At 71.9% G+C, this 15,808-nt stretch carries 13 protein-coding genes; 5 read left to right on the forward strand and 8 right to left on the reverse strand.

Annotated elements, in window-relative coordinates; genetic code table 11:
• Positions 1-225 precede the first annotated feature (225 nt).
• The gene (locus WME97_RS01985; protein WP_437549044.1) at positions 226-2,589 is read left to right on the forward strand and encodes an autotransporter assembly complex protein TamA; all 2,364 of its coding nucleotides are present in this window, start codon (positions 226-228) and stop codon (positions 2,587-2,589) included.
• Positions 2,590-2,658: 69 nt separating this feature from the next.
• Here the strand turns inward: WME97_RS01985 and WME97_RS01990 are convergent, their stop codons facing one another.
• The 5 genes from WME97_RS01990 to WME97_RS02010 form a co-directional block, all read right to left on the reverse strand.
• Positions 2,659-2,814: a hypothetical protein gene (locus WME97_RS01990; protein ID WP_437531283.1), complete on the reverse strand. Its 156-nt coding sequence runs from the start codon at positions 2,812-2,814 to the stop codon at positions 2,659-2,661.
• Positions 2,815-3,193: 379 nt separating this feature from the next.
• A complete protein-coding gene (locus tag WME97_RS01995) occupies positions 3,194-5,581 on the reverse strand; it encodes a (Fe-S)-binding protein (RefSeq protein ID WP_437549046.1) in 2,388 nt (795 codons plus the stop codon).
• Positions 5,582-5,771: 190 nt separating this feature from the next.
• Complete coding sequence (locus tag WME97_RS02000) at positions 5,772-6,470, reverse strand: hypothetical protein (RefSeq protein WP_437549048.1); 699 nt, start codon at positions 6,468-6,470, stop codon at positions 5,772-5,774.
• 1 nt (position 6,471) lies between these two features.
• Positions 6,472-7,308: a TrmH family RNA methyltransferase gene (locus WME97_RS02005; protein WP_437549050.1), complete on the reverse strand. Its 837-nt coding sequence runs from the start codon at positions 7,306-7,308 to the stop codon at positions 6,472-6,474.
• 14 nt (positions 7,309-7,322) lie between these two features.
• Entirely contained in the window at positions 7,323-7,859 is a 537-nt protein-coding gene (locus WME97_RS02010; protein WP_437549052.1) for an ureidoglycolate lyase, read from the reverse strand.
• A 213-nt stretch (positions 7,860-8,072) separates the two neighbouring features.
• Between WME97_RS02010 and WME97_RS02015 the strand changes: the two genes are divergently transcribed.
• The 4 genes from WME97_RS02015 to WME97_RS02030 all read left to right on the forward strand — a co-directional run bounded on the left by WME97_RS02015 (position 8,073) and on the right by WME97_RS02030 (position 11,664).
• The gene (locus tag WME97_RS02015) at positions 8,073-8,699 is read left to right on the forward strand and encodes a LemA family protein (RefSeq protein ID WP_437549053.1); all 627 of its coding nucleotides are present in this window, start codon (positions 8,073-8,075) and stop codon (positions 8,697-8,699) included.
• A 14-nt stretch (positions 8,700-8,713) separates the two neighbouring features.
• Complete coding sequence (locus WME97_RS02020; protein ID WP_437549055.1) at positions 8,714-9,505, forward strand: TPM domain-containing protein; 792 nt, start codon at positions 8,714-8,716, stop codon at positions 9,503-9,505.
• A 217-nt stretch (positions 9,506-9,722) separates the two neighbouring features.
• Entirely contained in the window at positions 9,723-10,934 is a 1,212-nt protein-coding gene (locus WME97_RS02025; RefSeq protein ID WP_437549057.1) for a thiolase family protein, read from the forward strand.
• A gap of 160 nt (positions 10,935-11,094) precedes the next feature.
• Positions 11,095-11,664, forward strand: coding sequence for a peptidylprolyl isomerase (locus WME97_RS02030; RefSeq protein ID WP_437549059.1), 570 nt, complete (start codon positions 11,095-11,097; stop codon positions 11,662-11,664).
• Between the two features lie 61 nt (positions 11,665-11,725).
• Here the strand turns inward: WME97_RS02030 and WME97_RS02035 are convergent, their stop codons facing one another.
• From WME97_RS02035 to WME97_RS02045, 3 genes are all read right to left on the reverse strand, one after another.
• Positions 11,726-12,817 carry a hypothetical protein gene (locus WME97_RS02035; protein WP_437549061.1) on the reverse strand — a complete coding sequence of 364 codons (1,092 nt, stop codon included), beginning with the start codon at positions 12,815-12,817 and terminating at the stop codon, positions 11,726-11,728.
• A gap of 173 nt (positions 12,818-12,990) precedes the next feature.
• Positions 12,991-14,076, reverse strand: a complete 1,086-nt coding sequence (locus WME97_RS02040; RefSeq protein WP_437549063.1) for a CHAD domain-containing protein — start codon at positions 14,074-14,076, stop codon at positions 12,991-12,993.
• Complete coding sequence (locus WME97_RS02045; protein WP_437549065.1) at positions 14,073-15,764, reverse strand: ribonuclease J; 1,692 nt, start codon at positions 15,762-15,764, stop codon at positions 14,073-14,075. The genes WME97_RS02040 and WME97_RS02045 overlap by 4 nt, the downstream gene beginning before the upstream one ends.
• Positions 15,765-15,808 lie beyond the last annotated feature (44 nt).

Below are 15,808 nucleotides of genomic sequence, written 5' to 3' on the forward strand. Positions count from 1 at the left end.
CGGCACCAGGTTCCTTTTGCGTCGGCTCTGCCATCTCGTAGGCTCTCCCTCGCTCGCGCCGCTCTCCGAAGGCCGCCCAGACTGGAGCGGGGCCACCGGCGGCCGAAGCGGACGCAGCATATCGAAAACACAGGCGTAACGTTGAATCCTCGCCATCGCGCACATCGGGGCGATTGCGTTTCGGCCGGCACAGCCGAAAGTTCTCTTTCAGTTGTCCGGGTCCCGATGCCTCGTCCCGTCCCCGCAGCGCTCGTGATGTTCGCCTTGCTCGGGGCCTCCGCGTGTGCCGCTTCGCGTCAACCGCCGGCGTGTACGCGTCCCGACCTCAGCGGGTGCGCCATCGAGGACGTCTCGTTCGATGGCGACGACGTGATCAGCGGCGACGAGCTCGCCGCGCGGATCGCGACGGCCGAGAGCTCGCGCCTCCTCGGCGGCGCGTTCGAGCCCGTGCCGATCCTGAGCGTCTGGGACGCGCTCACGGTCGAGTACGAGCGCTTCGACCGGTTCGTCCTCGAGCGGGACCTGGCCCGCATCGAGCGGTACTACCGCGCGCGCGGGTTCTACGGGGCGCGGGTGCGGGCGGCGCGGGTGCAGCGCTTCGGCGGCCCCGGCAAGGAGGGGCGCGTGCGGGTGCGCATCGTCGTCTCCGAGGGCGCGCCGGTGAAGATCGCGTCGGTGGATCTCGCGTGGCGGGACTGGACCCTGGAGAAGGGCAGGGACATCGGCCGGCCGGTGACCGAGGCGAAGGACGAGCTCAAGGTCGGCGAGCGCCTGGACGAGGCTCGGTACGAGGAGCTCAAGAAGAGCCTGCTCCGGGTCCTCACGGATCGCGGCTTCGCCTACGCGAACGTGGAGGGGCACGTGGACGTCGACCTCGTGAAGAACGAGGCGCGGATCCGCTACACGATCGAGCTCGGTCCCGAGTGCAGGTTCGGCAAGGTCAAGCTCGAGGGGCTCGGCGAGCTGCCCGAGGGGCCCGTCAGGACGGCGATCGGCATCGAGGAGGGCGAGCGCTTCTCGACCGCGGAGCTGGCGGACGCAGAGCAGGCGCTCGCCGACTTCGGCGTGTTCGGCTCCGTCGCCGTGAAGCCCGAGCTCGCGCCGTCCGGACAGCCCAGGAACCCGGTCGTCCCCGTGACCTTCTCCGTGCAGCCGTCCGCGCTCCGCGCCGTGAAGCTCGGCGGAGGCGCCGAGGTCGGCTCGCGCGTCGAGGCGCACCTCGTCGCCGGGTGGGAAGATCGCAACTTCCTCGGGGGGCTGCGCCGCTTCAGCGTCGAGGCCCGGCCGGGGCTCGTCTTTTACCCGGTGGAGTTCTCGAACCTGCTCGGCAAGGAGCTCGGGGACACCTTCCGCCTCCTGCCGGAGATCCAGCTCCGGTCCGAGCTCCGCCAGCCCGGGGCGATCGAGCGGCGCACGGCCGCGGTGCTGCGCGGCTCGTTCAAGCTCTACTGCCCCCAGACAGGTGAGTTCTGCACCAAGCCGGACAAGCAGGGCGCCGAGGAGGGGGAGTCAGGAGCTGCACCAGAGGCTGCCCAGGAGGAGCCGGAGCACGCGATCGTCGGCTACCGCGAGTACGTCGGCTCCATCGGCATCGAGCGGCCCTTCCTGAAATCGGACCTGAACGCGGCCCTCCTCTACAACGTCCAGCTGAACAGCCCGTTCACCTACAATTCGGCGCGGCTGCCCTCCGGGTTCGGGACCCTCTTCATCCCTTACCTCCAGGCGCTCGTGTCCTATGACCGCCGGCTGAACGAGGCGGGGAAGCCCGATCGGGTCACCCCCCATCACGGCTATTACATCGCGCTGGACACGCAGCTGGCCGGCTATCTGGCGTTCGACACCGCGATCGCGGAGGCCCTGGTCGGCGAGAAGGCGCAGGACGAGCGGGACAGGCGGTTTCACTCCGCGCGCGACATCCGCCTTCAGCCCGAGTTTCGCGCCTACTTCCCTGTTTCGAGGAGATGGACGCTGGGTTTCCGCCTGATGACCGGGTGGCTGTTCACGGGCGACTACGGCGACGCCTCCGTGGATCCTGCCCAGTGCGACGCCCTCGCGGGCGTGGACAGGGACCGTTGCCGGAGAGACGTGGGGGCCGACCTTCAGCTGATGCAGTTCCGCGGGTTCTTCAGCGGCGGCGCGACCAGCAACCGCGGATACGGGTACAACGAGGTCGGCCCGCACGCCCGCGTGCCGAGCCTGACAGCCGGCGACAGCGCCGACGAGGAGAACGCCCCGCTGGTCCCCATCGGAGGCCGTCTGCTGTGGGAGACGAGCCTGGAGCTGCGGATACCGCTCGGCGAGAGCTTCGGTACGGTGATCTTCGCCGACGCCGGCGATGTCACCCGGGAGCACCGGCTGTTCCGCTCGGGAGCGCAGCGCCTGCACGTCTCGGCGGGCTTCGGGCTGCGCTACGTCACGCCGGTCGGACCGCTGCGCTTCGACGTCGGCTACCGCATCCCCTGCTTGCAGGTGCTCGGCGTCTGCAAGGAGACAAAAGCAGCAGGCTGGCCCGAGGACGAGCGGCCCCCGGGCAAGCTGTTCGATGTGCTGCCCATCGCCGTGAACCTGGCGATCGGCGAGGCGTTCTGACGTGGGGTGATCCCTCCGGCGGGCGCCGGAGGGCGGTGGGGCCCGCGCCTTCGGGCAGGCCGCGGGCGATCAGCCCTCTTCTTCTTCGACGTTCCAGGCGGACAGCGCGGTCATCCCGATGGCAACCGAGCAGAGGCAGCAGAGGGCAGGCTCCTCGAAGCGGAGCTCGTCGCCGCGCGACCATACGTAGAGGCCGCGTCCGTGGGGCTCCCCCGTGATGGCCACGTTGCACACGTCGCAGCGGAGCTCGGTTGCGCCTGAGGCTGCTTGACGCGCGCGCAGCGCATGGTCGGCGATCGCGTCGACCGAGACGCAAATCGGATGGGCCAGTGTCCCTGTGAGCCGGTAATCCGCATTTGCGGTCCCCTCCGGCGTAGGGCAGGGGTCCAGGTTCGCGGTCCCCTTCAGAGCGCCTTCAATCACATCCACCTCCGGCGGCAGGGCCGAATCTAGCTCAGGCCGAGACGGGACGCACGAGAAGGCTGTGCCTGAACACCATCAGGCCTGCTCCAGGGCGCGCATGTAGGCGAACACGCTGGAGCGGCGCGTCATGGCCTGCATGACGTGCCGCCCTGGTGCGCAATAGCAGCGGAATTTGGCGGGATCAGGCGCTGGCGGACGCGGCCGTCTCGGCGACGTCCTGGGCGGCGGCCGAGCGGCTGCCGGCCGAGCGGTCGAGAGCGCAGCTCTCTTCGAGCAGCTCGACGACGTCGAGCTGGCGGATCGACTCCTCCTTGGACTGATCCTTGAGGCCGTCGGTGATCATCGTCTGGCAGAACGGGCAGGCGGTCGCGATGGTCTTCGCCTCCGTCTGGAGCAGCTGCAGTGTCCGCTTGACGTTCACGCGGTCCTTGTTCTGCTCCTCCATCCACATCTGCGCGCCGCCGGCGCCGCAGCAGAGCCCCTTCTGCCGGTTCCACCCCTCGGCCTCGACGAGCTGCAGCCCGGGGATGCGCTTCAGGATGTCGCGCGGCTGCTCGTACACGTCGTTGTAGCGGCCCAGGTAGCAGGAGTCGTGGAAGACCACCTTCCCCTCGACCGGCTTGCTGGGGACGAGCTTCTTCTCGGCGACCAGGCCGAGCAGGAAGTCGGTGTGGTGCACGACCTCGAACTTCGCGCCGAAGTCGGGGTACTCGTTCGCGAGCGTGTTGAAGCAGTGGGGGCAGGTCGTGACGATCTTCCGGACGCCGCCCTGCTCCTTGTAGCCGTTCAGGGTCGCCGCGTTCTGCTCGGCGAGCATCGCGAAGAGGTACTCGTTGCCCGCGCGGCGCGCCGGATCGCCGGTGCAGGTCTCCTCCTGGCCGAGGATGGCGAAATCGACGCCGGCGGCCTTCAGGAGCCTGGCGGTCGCGCGGGCGATCTTCTTCGCGCGGTCGTCGTAGCTCGCCGCGCAGCCGACCCAGTAGAGCACCGGGGCCTGCGGCTTCTCGGCCATGGTCGGGATCTCGAGCCCCTCGGCCCAGTTGCCGCGGTCGATGCGCGCGAGGTTCCAGGGGTTGCCGTTGACCTCCATCGCGTTGAACGGATTCCCGAGCTCCGCCGGGAACTCGCCCTTCACGAGGACCAGGTGGCGGCGCATGGAGACGATCTTGTCGACGTAGCTGATCATCACCGGGCACTGCTCCTCGCAGGCCCGGCACGTCGTGCAGGCCCAGAGCACGTCCGGATGGACGACGTTCGCCACGAGGTCGACCGGCTTGTACGCGACCTCGGGGACCGGGACCGGGTTCTCCGGGGCCGCCTGCTCCGCGTGCTCCTGCGTCTCCGCCGCCTCCGCCGCCTCCGCCGCCTGGCCGTCCTGCGCCGCCCCGTCGGAGGCCTGCCCGTTCGCCTGGGCCGCGTGGCCGTCGCCCCGCGGGCCGCCCGGCCTGTTGATGAACTCCCCCTCTCGGCCGTACAGGTGATCGCGCAGGTCCAGGGTGAGCTGCTTGGGGCTCAGGATCTTGCCCGTCTTGTGGGCCGGGCAGTTGTCGCTGCAGCGGCCGCACTCGGTGCACGTGTAGAAGTCGAGGATCGCCTTCCAGGTGAAATCCTCGATGCGCGCGACGCCGACAGGGGCGGCCTTCTCCGGCTCCTCGGCCGCCTTCATGACCATCTCGCCGATCGCCTCGGCGCTGCCCGCGACGAGCGGCAGCCGGCCGCGCGCCTCGATGTTGCGCGTGAAGACGTTCGGGATCGACGTGATGATGTGGAAGTGCTTCGAGTGCGGGAGCAGGTTCAGGAACACGAGCACCAGCGTGACGTGCGTCCAGAACCCGATGTGCGCGAGCACGACGAGCGTCCCCGGGCTGGCGCCGCTCAGGAGGACGGCGAACAGCGAGCCCGCCGGGGCCGGGAACAGGTGCCAGCGGAGCGCCGCCGGGTCCGCGGGGACGCCCGCGAACGGGGCCGTCACGGTGGCGACGCGCTCGCAGAGCGCCCCGTCCGCGGGGCCGCACGCCGCCGTGGACCAGCGGTGGTGGAGCACCAGCGCGGCGCCGTCATAGAGCATGTCGCTCACCATCATCGTGACGATGATGCCGAGGATGAGGAGCCCCTCGCCGGACAGGGTCATGCGCCGCTCGCGCTTGATCGCCCGGTAGTAGATGAACACGAGCGCGCCGGTCACGACCAGCGTGGCCATGACGTCCTTCACGAACTCGTAGATTCCGCCGAGCGGCACCGCGCCGACGCCCGGAAGCCGCACCGGCTCGTGCCCCAGGATCCACAGATCGAACGACGGGTCGATGCCGCGCCCCCACAGCATCAGCGTCCGGAGCAGGAGAACCAGGAATCCGAAGAAGATGAGCTTATGCGCCAGCCCGGCGAGCGGGTAGTAACCCATCTTCCGTTGCCGGAAGGCGTACTCCCAGGTGCCTTTGAGGCGCTCTGCGATCCGGTCGAGCCGGTCTTCCCCGCGCCCGACCTTGAGGAGCTGCCAACGCCGGTTGGCGCTCCACGCAAAGGCGGCGAAGAGGCCGACGAGCAATGTGAGCATCCACGTGGGATTCATTCGCGGGGCGTCTCCAGGTGTAAAATGGCCACATCTTTTAAGGTGGGCGGCTGCCGGACGTCAACCGCGCGGCGGCGAGGGAACGCGCGGGGCTTCTTCGCCGGATTTCTATTCTTGCAAGGGCGGATACGTCGGTGCGCGCTGGGGCTCCTCGCGCGGCGCGGGCGCGGGCGCGCACCGCGCGAGCGGCTCAGAGCGTGAACTCGACGCTCTTCTCTTCGGTCGCGGCGGAGGGGGACAGATCGAGCGCCATGCTGTACGAGCGCTGGCCGACCCGCGCGCTCAGGCGGACGCGGATGGGGGCCGTCGCGTCGTTCAGCTTGTCGAGCCGCACGACGACGCGGTAGCGGCCCCGCGCCGGCTCGCCCTCGGTGAGGAAGACGTTCTCCACGTTCTGCTCCTGGCATTCGCCGCTCACGCGCGGGCAGTCGCGGTCCTTCATGAGGCCGCTCGCCGTCGGCTCTCCGACGCGCGCGAGCTCTCCCGCCGGGTCATAGACGTTGAGATCGACGTCGGCCTCGGGCTCCTCCCACGCGATCGTGAACTGGAGGATCCCTGTGTGGAGCCCGCAGCCCTCGTCGATCACGCCGTTGCAGTTGTTGTCGCGGGCGTCGAAGCAGAGCTCGACGCCCGTCGGTGTGCAGGCGATCTCGAGCCCGACGCCCTCGGAGACCTTGATGTCCTTCGGCTGGAGGGGCGGCCTGGGTGGGGGCGGCGGCACCTCGATGCAGCCGGCGAGGAGCAGGGCGAGGGCGGCGGCGCGCGCGACGTCGATCGCCGCGCCGGCGAGGCGCGCGCGGAGGCCGTGAGACGCCGGCTGGCGCGGTTCGGCGCGGCGGGCGCGCGGCTCGCGCCGCGGGGGACCGGGGCTTCGCGTGGGGGGCTGCATGTTATCCGCCTTCAGGCTCCCGCGGGGCGCCGGCGCTGCGCGTCTCGAGCACGGGCGGCGCGGGCGGCTTCCGCGGCTTGGGGCCGCGCGGCATCGGGGGAGGGGGCGGCGTTCCTCCGAGGGGCAGGGGCAGGTGCATGCCCCGCGCGGCCAGGATCTCCGCCGCGTGGGGGACGGTGAGCACGAGCGCGCGCGCGTAGAGCGTGATCTGGTAGGGCTCCGGCAGGTCGCCGGGACGGCCGTTCGTCGCGTGCTCGAGCAGGATCGCCGCGGTGACGCTCACGTTGAGGCTCTCCGCGAAGCCGCGCATGGGGACGCGCACGGCGCGGGCGCAGGCGGCGGCCAGGTCGGGGCGGATGCCGTCGCGCTCGTTGCCGAGCACCAGCGCGAGGCGGGGGATGCTCGAGAGGTCGCGCGGGGTGAGCTCGCCCTCCGGGTGCGTCGCAACGAGCTCGTGCCCCGAGGCGCGGAGCGCGGCGATCGCGGCCTCGGTGGTCGCGTGCGTGCGCACGTCGACCCAGCGCTCGGAGCCGCGCGAGACCGTGTTCGAGACAAGGAACTGCTCGGCCCGCTCGATGATGTGCAGCCGCTGCAAGCCGAACGCGTCGCAGGAGCGGAGCACGGCGGCCCCGTTGTGCGGATCGTGCGGCGCATCCATGGCCACGGTGACGGCGTCGAGCCGCGCCGCGATGACGCCGCGCAGCCGGGCCCTGCGCTCGTTCGTCACGAACTCCTCGAGGATGCGGGCGACGTCGGCGACGTCGAGGGAGTCGAGCGCGGCGAGCAGCCTTCGCTGCTCCTGCGCGACGAACGAGCAATTGGGGGTCGAGCGGCGCATGGCGAGGGGCGCCTCTATAGCAGGTCGATCGCGACCGCGATCCGCTCGCTCTCTGCGTACTCGACAACGGCGCAGTCGCCGGGAGAGCCGTCCTCCCAGGACAGGCAGACGAAGTCGGCCTCGGCGTCGAGCGCGATCATGGGGTGGTGCCACACGCCGGGGCGATACGTGATGCCCTGGGCGCCGTGGGCGATGAAGGCGCCGAGCGTCGTGAGCTCGGGCCTGTCGCCGCCGAGGGCCACGACGACGAGGTAGCGCCGCGCGCTCATCGGCACGAACGCCTGGGTCGAGCCGGGGTGCTTCTCGAGCAGGGCGATCGGGAGCGGGAAGCTCGAGCGCGGGGCGCAGCGGAACACCGAGACGTTCAGCGAGGCGTGCCCGGGGCGGAGGTTCTCGATCGCGGCGAGGTGATCGAAGCGCCGCGCCGTCCCCTGGTTGGCAGGCCTGCCGGGCTCGCCGTGCGGCGAGGCCATGAGGATGTCGCCATACGGCGCATAAGCTGCGGGGCTGAGCGAATGGGCTGCGATGCGCGGGCGGTGGCTCATCGTCATGGGCGACTGTGGCGGCGTGCCACGCGTGTGGCCTCCGTGGGGCTCTCCTGCGCGGTGCACGGAGCGCGCCGGCCGAGGCACGACAGGGAAAGGGTATCACGTCGCGGGCGCGCCGCAGCACGCCAGCTCGCCGCGAGCGCCATGGGGCCGGGTTTTGCAAGGCGCCTCGCGACGCAACCCCGACGGGTAATGCAAGCGACCCTGGAGCCAGTCATGCGGATTGTTCACAAATCGACATTTCGGAAGCGCCTCGCGGTGGCCTTCTTGTTCCTGGCGGTGCTCGCCGTCATGACGTCCGTCGTCGGCTGCCAGCGCTACGACGTGCTGGTCGAGAAAGATCAGATCGCGGCCCAGAAATGGTCCGATCTCGAGGCGGATCTCCAGCGGCGCTACGACCTGGTGCCGAACCTGGTGGCGGTCGTGAAGGGGTCGGCCAAGCACGAAGAGCAGACGCTGGCGAGCGTCGCCGAGGCGCGCGCCCGCGCGACCAGCGTCCAGCTCAAGGCCGACGATCTGACGGATCCGGAGAAGGTGCAGGCCTTCCAGAAGGCGCAGGAGCAGCTCAGCGGCTCGCTCTCGCGGCTCCTCGTGGTGCAGGAGCAATACCCTGATCTCAAGGCGAACCAGGGCTTCCACAGCCTCCAGGTCCAGCTGGAGGGGATCGAGAACCGGATCCTCCGAGCGCGCCAGGAGTACAACCAGGCGGCGCGCGAGTACAACGCGGAGCTCCTGAAGATCCGGGGTCAGGTGGTGAACAAGGCGACGGGCCAGCCGTTCAAGCCGCGCGTCTATTTCACCGCCTCTCCCGAGGTCCAGTCGGCGCCGAAGGTCTCGTTCTGATGAGGCGCGCGGCGATGCGACGGGTCGGCACGAGCGGGGCGCGGCTGCGGGCCGTGGCCAGGGCCGTCGCGGCCGCGTTCGCGCTGGTCTGCGCGCTCGTCGCGCGGCCGGCCCTGGCCGACTTCACGCCGCCGGCGCTCACGGGGCACGTCGTCGACACCGCTGGGCGGCTCGAGCCGCCCGACATCCGCGCTCTCGACGCGAAGCTCGATCGCATCCGCCGCGAGACAGGGTTCGAGATCGTCGCCTTCGTGGCCGGATCCCTCGAAGGCGAGACGATCGAGGACGTCGCCTACGAGGCCTTCAACACCTGGCAGCTCGGCCAGCGCGGGGCCGACAACGGCGTTCTCCTCGTGATCGCCCCGAACGAGCGGCGCGTCCGGATCGAGACGGGCAAGGGCGTGGGGGGAGCGCTCACGGATCTCCAGTCGAACGACATCATCCGGCAGACCATCAACCCGCTGCTCAGGCAGGATCGATTCCGCGACGCCATCGACCAGGGAACGGCAGAGATCGCCAGGGCGCTCATCGCCGGGACACCCGAGGAGGAACGGCGCCCGGCGCCCGACGCCCGGCCGGCGCCCGCTCCGGTCTCGCCGATCAAGGTCGGCGTGACGGTCGTCGCCATCGTGGCGGCGCTCGTGCTCGCGCTGATTTCGCCCTCCTTCCGCTGGTTCCTGTGGCTCGTCCTCCAGGCGCTCCTCTTCCGAGGCGGCGGCGGCGGCCGCAGCGGCGGCGGTGGATCCGGGTTCGGTGGCGGCGGCGGCGGTCGCTCCGGCGGGGGCGGATCCAGCGATAGCTACTGAGCCGCAGCGCGCCGCCTCTTCACCCTGTGCAGGACGGATCCGGCCGATCGATCGGCGTCCGCCCCGGCCTTTCGATCGGTCGCTGGGCTCACCCCTGGCGTGACCGGGCGGGCACACGCGACATCGACGCCGGCGCGGCGCCGTCGAACCGAGCGGAGATTCCAGGGCGCGCGCGATCTCCCGCTGCGCGCTGACCAGGCGACGCTACGCTCTCGTCATGGCTGCTGCCCTGCGCCCTGTCTTCGTCGTCGACGCTGTCCGGACCCCGATCGCCCGTTACGCCGGCGCCCTGGCGACGGTCCGCCCCGACGACCTCGCGGCGCACGTCCTCGACGCGCTCGTGCGTCGCAATCCTTCGCTTGCGCCGCGCCTCGATCACGTCGTCCTCGGCGCGACGAACCAGGCCGGAGAGGACAACCGCAACGTCGCGCGCATGGCCGCGCTGCTCGCCGGCCTCCCTTACGAGGTCCCGGGCGTCACGGTGAATCGCCTCTGCGGCTCGGGGCTCGAGGCGGTGGCCGACGCCGCGCGGATGATCGCCACCGGGGAGACCGACTGCGCGATCGCGGGGGGCGTCGAGAGCATGACGCGCGCGCCGTTCACGATGCCCAAGCAGGCCGAGCGCTTCGATCGGAGCGCGCCGACCGTCTACGATACGACCCTCGGCTGGCGCTATCCGAACGCGCGGATGGCCGCGCGGTTCGAGCTCCAGTCGATGGGGGAGACGGCCGAGAACGTGGCCAAGAAGCACGGCATCAGCCGCGACGACCAGGATCGGTTCGCGCTCCTCTCCCACGAGCGCGCCACGCTCGCCTGGGAGTCGGGGGGCTTCGCCGCCGAGGTGGTCCCCGTGCTCGTCCCCCAGAAGAAGGGCGATCCCGTCCTGTTCGAGCGCGACGAGGGCGTGCGCGCCGACGCCTCGCTCGAGGCGCTCTCGAAGCTCAAGCCCGCCTTCCGCGAGGGCGGGACCGTCACGGCGGGCAACTCGTCGCCCCTCAACGACGGCGCCGCGGCCCTCCTGCTCGCCTCCGGCGACGCCGTGCAGGCCGCCGGCGCGACGCCGCGCGCGCGGGTGATCGCGACGGCGACCGCCGGGGTGGATCCCAACCTCATGGGGGAGGGGCCGATCCCGGCCGTGAAGAAGCTCCTCCAGCGGACCGGGCTGCGCGTCCCCAACGTGGACCTCTTCGAGCTCAACGAGGCGTTCGCGGCGCAGGCGCTCGCGTGCTCGCGCGCGCTCGAGCTCGACCCGGCGCGCGTCAACGTCCGCGGCGGAGCGATCGCGCTCGGGCACCCGATCGGCTGCTCGGGCGCGCGCATCGCGTGCACCCTCGTGCATGCGATGCGCGCGCGCGGCGCCAAGGTCGGGGTCGCCTCGCTGTGCATCGGCGTCGGCCAGGGCATCGCGACGCTCTTCGAGCGTGCGTGAGGTCATTTCACCGCTCGTTCGTGGCGCCAGATGAGATAAGACCGCCGCAGCAGGACGCAGGAAGGGGGGCCCGCGGCTCACCTCCCTCGGCTGACGCCGCCGCCTCGGCGGCCAAGAACTGACGGCGCCGCCTCGGCGGCCAAGAAAAGGAGAAGGCCTGATGGAATTCCCCCCGATCAACGTGCCCGGCACCGGCAAGCTTCACGCTCGGCTCAAGACCTCGCTCGGTGACATCACGGTCCGGCTCGAGGAGGAGGGCGCCCCCAACACGGTCAAGAACTTCGTCGGCCTCGCCACGGGCGCCATCAACTGGACCGATCCGAAGACCGGCCAGGGGATGCAGGGGACTCCCTGTTACGACGGCGTCCGCTTTCACCGCGTGATCTCGGGGTTCATGATCCAGTGCGGTGACCCGCTCTCGCGCTACCCGGACAAGGCGCAGCTCTGGGGCACGGGCGGCCCCGGGTACAAGTTCGCCGACGAGTTCAACCCCTCGCTGAGGCACGAGGGCGCCGGCGTGCTCTCCATGGCCAACGCCGGCAAGAACACGAACGGCGCGCAGTGGTTCATCACCGACGGGCCGACGCCGCACCTCGACAACCGCCACACGGTGTTCGGCAAGGTCGTGAGCGGGCAGGACATCGTGAACCGCATCGCCAACGTGGCGACCACGCGCGATCGGCCCAACCAGGACGTCGTCCTCGAGCGCGTCGAGATCTTCCGGCAGTAGGCGCGCTGCGCGCCGCGCGGCGCCGTTCAGCGCCGCGCGGCCAGCGCGGTGCTTCGCTCGTTCAGCGGGCGCAGCAGACGGTGATCCTGTCGTCGCCCTCCTCGACCTCGCCTGTGGGGGCGCCGCCGCGCGGCTGGCAGCTGCCGCTTCCGGTCACCTCGATCGACACCGAGGCGGGGGGCGGGTCGTCGACGCAGGCCCCGTTGAACGGCACGGTCTCACCGGGCCCCCGGCAGCGGCTCTGCTCGAAGAGCGTCAGCGTCGCCGCGCAGCGCACGCCGCCCGCGTCGCACGTGCACCGCGTGCAGCCGCGGTTGTCGACCATCGAGCTCGCGAACACGTGTTGCTCGCCGAACCCCTCGGGGCAGCGCCGCTCCCCGTCGCGCCAGATGCAGACGCCCTGCTCGAACGGCGCATCGATCTCTCGCGGGGCGCAGGCCTCGCCGGCCTCGCATCCGCCGGCGTCCGACCCGGGGGCGCACACGAGCCCCTCGATACCGAAGCGCGGCCGCGGCAACATCGCCTCGCCACCCGACGCGGCGCACGCCGCCGAATCCACGTTCGGCGCTTCGCCGCTGTAGCTGCTGGGCTGGAAGTCGCCGAGGTTGATGCAGTTCTCCGCCTGCACCGGCACCGTCACGCTCCCCCCGTCACACGCGCCGTCCTCGTACACCGTGACCGCGGGCGTCTCGCACTCCACGGTCGGCGCGCCGCACGCGCACGGGCTGCAGGTCGCGGGCGTGTCGAGGGGATCGCGGCCGCCCACGTCCACCCGCTCGGAGAAGCCCTCGGGGCAGGCGACGTCCGCGGCCTCGGGGCCCTGGTACAGGAGGCCGGGCCCTTGCCAGTCCTCGGGCACGGCGACGCAGGCGAACCCTCCGCAGTCGTCGTCGGCGCAGTCGACGGCGCCATCGCCGTCGTCATCATCGCCGTTGGTGCACTGCTCGCCGCCGTCGGCGCCGCCGCTGCTCGTGGTGCTCCCAGCCGACGTCTGGCCTCCTCCAGCTCCGCCGGAGCTGCTGGCCCCGCCGGAGCCGCTCCCGGACGGTCCCGGGAAGAGCTCGGGCTCGAACTGGTCGAAGTCCTGGGTGCAGGCGCTCGCCGCGAGGAGAGCGACGAGCGCGGTGACGCTTTGGAACGCAGAGCGGCGCAACACGACCTCCGGGATCGGCGGGCTTCGCCTCGGTTCGAAGGAGCCCGACCGACGGTATCACGAAGCGCCTGCCCGCACGGCGAGCTCCGCAGCCTGCAATCCCGGTGACCGTTCGCCCGCCCGAAGCGCGCCTGCTGCGGCGCTCCTTGCTGCACCGCGCCCCGTGCGCTGCGTCATCCGCTCGGGAGCGCGCGGGGATCGCCCGACCAGAGCGATGTGAGCGTCTCGAGCTCCCGCGCGAGCTCCTCGGTCGCCTTGTGAGCGAGCCGCGCCCGCTCTGCGACGAGCGCCTCGATGACGGCGGCGCGCGCGTCGGGCGCAAGCTCCTCCGCTCTCCTCATCTGCGCGAGCGCCTCGTCGGCGTCGTGCAGCTGGCCGAGGCGGCGCTGCATCCGTGACGCGGATTTCGCGGTGCGCTCGGCGCGCTCTCCGAAGAGCGGCGAGAACGTCTCCGCGGAGTAGCGCAGCCGTTTGAAGCGGATCCGGAGCGCGTGCATGGCCGCGCCGTCGCCCGGGTCGCTCGAGGCGAGCGCGCTCACGTCGTCCAGGGCATCACCGATCGCTCGCCTCGCGAGCGCCTCGGCGCCGCGCTTCCTCGCTTTCCGGCGCGAGATGCGCCGCTCGAGGCGCGCGAGGTGAGGCTCCAGCCGGAGCCGCTCGCCCGCGGCCGGCGCGTCGACCTGCGTCGCGCCCGTTTCGCCCGCGGCCGGCGTGTCGGCCTGCGTCGCGCCCGCGTCACCCGCGGCCGGCGCGTCGACCTGCGTCGCGCCCGCGTCGTCCGGGCGATCCTGCCGGAGCAGCTCGACGATGTGGGCCCTCGCCTCGCGCTCGCGGCGCGCGCGCTGCGCGACCCATCCTGCGACCGCTGCCCGGGCCGCCTCGTCCAGATCGAGCGCGGTGAGCGTCTCGCGCAGCACCTCCTCGTCGCGCAGCGCGCCGGTCGCACGCGCGAACTCGCGGAGCCCTTCGGCCACGGGGCGGAGCCGCCTCCTGCCGTAGATGCGTCGCGCCGGCTTGAGCAGCGTCCGGAGCCGGCGAAGCGAGACCCGGAAGTCGTGCACAGCCTCCGCGTCCGGCTCCGCGCTCTCGCCCTGCTCGCTCGCGGCGACGACGCGCCGCGCATCGGCGCGGACGCGCTCGATGTGGGAGAGCAGCACCGGACCCAGGAAATCTCGCGCGGAGAGCCTCGCGCCGCCGCCGTCGCTGGCTCCGGCGCCATCGCCGCCCGAGGGCGGGGGGCTCCCCTCGAGCGGTGTCACAGGCGCGTGAGCGCCACCGTCACCAGCGGGCGCCTCCCGAGCTTCGCCTCGAGCGTCCGGCGCGCCGCGAGCCGGGCGATCTCGATGATGTCGTTGTCGCGGCGCCGCGCGCGCGGCTCGCAGTCGTTCACCGCCTGCGCGACCGCGCGCGCCGCGGCCCTCAGCGCGCCGCCCTCGAGCTCCCCGGTGACCCCGCGGGCGAGGACCTGCGGCGGCGCCGCGAGGGCGCCGTGCACATCGACGACCAGCGACACGAAGGCCACCCCGGAGCGACCGAGGTTCGCTCGCTCCCGGAGGACCTCCTCTCCGAGCTCCTCGCCGCCCGCCGTCGCCACCCGGCCGGTGACGGCCCGGCCGCTCCGGCCGAGCGGCTGCGTCTTGCCGATCTCGACGACGTGGCCGTTCTCGGCGACGAGCACCTCGGACACGCCGCGCTCCCGCGCGAGCTCCGCGTGCCGCGTCAGGTGGTGCAGCGCGCCGTGCACGGGGAGGAAGCTGCGCGGCTGGGTGAGGTCGATCATGCGCGCCTGCTCCGTCCGGTGCGCGTGCCCGCTCGCGTGGACGCGCCGATCCGTCGACCACGTCACGAGCTCGACGCCGAGGCGGAGCAGCCCGGCCATCATATCGACGACCGGGCGGTCGTTGCCCGGGATGACGCGGCTCGAGAGCACGACCCGATCCCCCTCTTCGAGGCGCAGGAGCGGGTGCGTTCCCGAGGCGAACCGCGTCAGCGTGGAGGCCCGCTCGGCCTGCGTGCCGCTCGCGATGACGAGGAGCCGCTCGCGCGGCATCGAGGAGGCGACCTCGGGCGGGACGAGCAGGTCGCTCGGCCACGGGAGCCTCCCCACGGTCTGCGCGGCCCGCACGTGCGTCTGCACGCTGCGGCCGAGCAGGCAGATCTTGCGGCGCGCGCGGACCGCGGCCTGACCGAGGGCGAGGAGGCGCTGGACGTTCGAGGCGAAGACGCCGACAACGACGCGCGCCGGCGCGGTCTCGACGAGCTCCGCCAGCGCGTGGGCGACGGCGCGCTCGCTCCCCGCCTCGCCGGGCGAGTCCACGTTGGTGCTGTCGGACAGGAGCAGCCGGACGCCGGCGTCGCCGAGCGCGCGGAAGCGGGCCTCGTCGGTCGGCTCGCCGTCGAGCGGCGTCGGGTCCAGCTTGAAGTCCCCGGTATGGACGACGAGCCCCGCGGCCGTGTGGATCGCGAGCGCCGTCGCGTCGACGATCGAGTGCGTCACCCGGAGCGGCTCCACGACGAAGCCGCCGATCGCGACCTCGCGCCCGACCTGCGTGGGCAGCAGGCGCACCTTGTCCTCGAGCGCGTGCTCCGCGAGCCGGTAGCGCACGAGCTCCAGCGCGTGCGGCGGGCCCCAGACCGGGACGTCGAGGTGACGCAGGAGGAACGGCAGCCCGCCGATGTGATCCTCGTGGCCGTGCGTCAGCACGATGCCGCGCACCTGATCACGGAGCGCGAGCACGTGATCGAAGCGCGGGTGATACACGTCGACGCCGAGGTCCGTGCTCGGGAACGTCACCCCGCAGTCGATGAGCAGCAGCCCATCGGCCTGCTGGAGCGCGAGGCAGTTCATCCCCACCTCGCCGAGCCCTCCGAGGGGCACGAGCCGCAGGGTGGACGGCGCTGGCGGGGGGAGCTGGCTCGGGGCGGGGGCGCTCTGCTCGGGATGCACGTTCGATGGAGGGGGTCTGCCACCCAGGGCGCCGGGAGGCCTAC

The sequence above is a fragment of the Sorangium sp. So ce367 genome (assembly GCF_051520455.1).
GTDB lineage: Bacteria > Myxococcota_A > Polyangia > Polyangiales > Polyangiaceae > Sorangium > Sorangium cellulosum_B.

Coding starts and splice junctions, on each gene's coding strand:
- WME97_RS02020 (WP_437549055.1), top strand. CDS start 8,714: ATGCGACGGGTCGGCACGAGCGGGGCGCGGCTGCGGGCCGTGGCCAGG.
- WME97_RS01995 (WP_437549046.1), bottom strand. CDS start 5,581: ATGAATCCCACGTGGATGCTCACATTGCTCGTCGGCCTCTTCGCCGCC.
- WME97_RS02000 (WP_437549048.1), bottom strand. CDS start 6,470: ATGCAGCCCCCCACGCGAAGCCCCGGTCCCCCGCGGCGCGAGCCGCGC.
- WME97_RS02010 (WP_437549052.1), bottom strand. CDS start 7,859: ATGACGATGAGCCACCGCCCGCGCATCGCAGCCCATTCGCTCAGCCCC.
- WME97_RS02030 (WP_437549059.1), top strand. CDS start 11,095: ATGGAATTCCCCCCGATCAACGTGCCCGGCACCGGCAAGCTTCACGCT.
- WME97_RS02025 (WP_437549057.1), top strand. CDS start 9,723: ATGGCTGCTGCCCTGCGCCCTGTCTTCGTCGTCGACGCTGTCCGGACC.
- WME97_RS02005 (WP_437549050.1), bottom strand. CDS start 7,308: ATGCGCCGCTCGACCCCCAATTGCTCGTTCGTCGCGCAGGAGCAGCGA.
- WME97_RS02015 (WP_437549053.1), top strand. CDS start 8,073: ATGCGGATTGTTCACAAATCGACATTTCGGAAGCGCCTCGCGGTGGCC.
- WME97_RS01985 (WP_437549044.1), top strand. CDS start 226: ATGCCTCGTCCCGTCCCCGCAGCGCTCGTGATGTTCGCCTTGCTCGGG.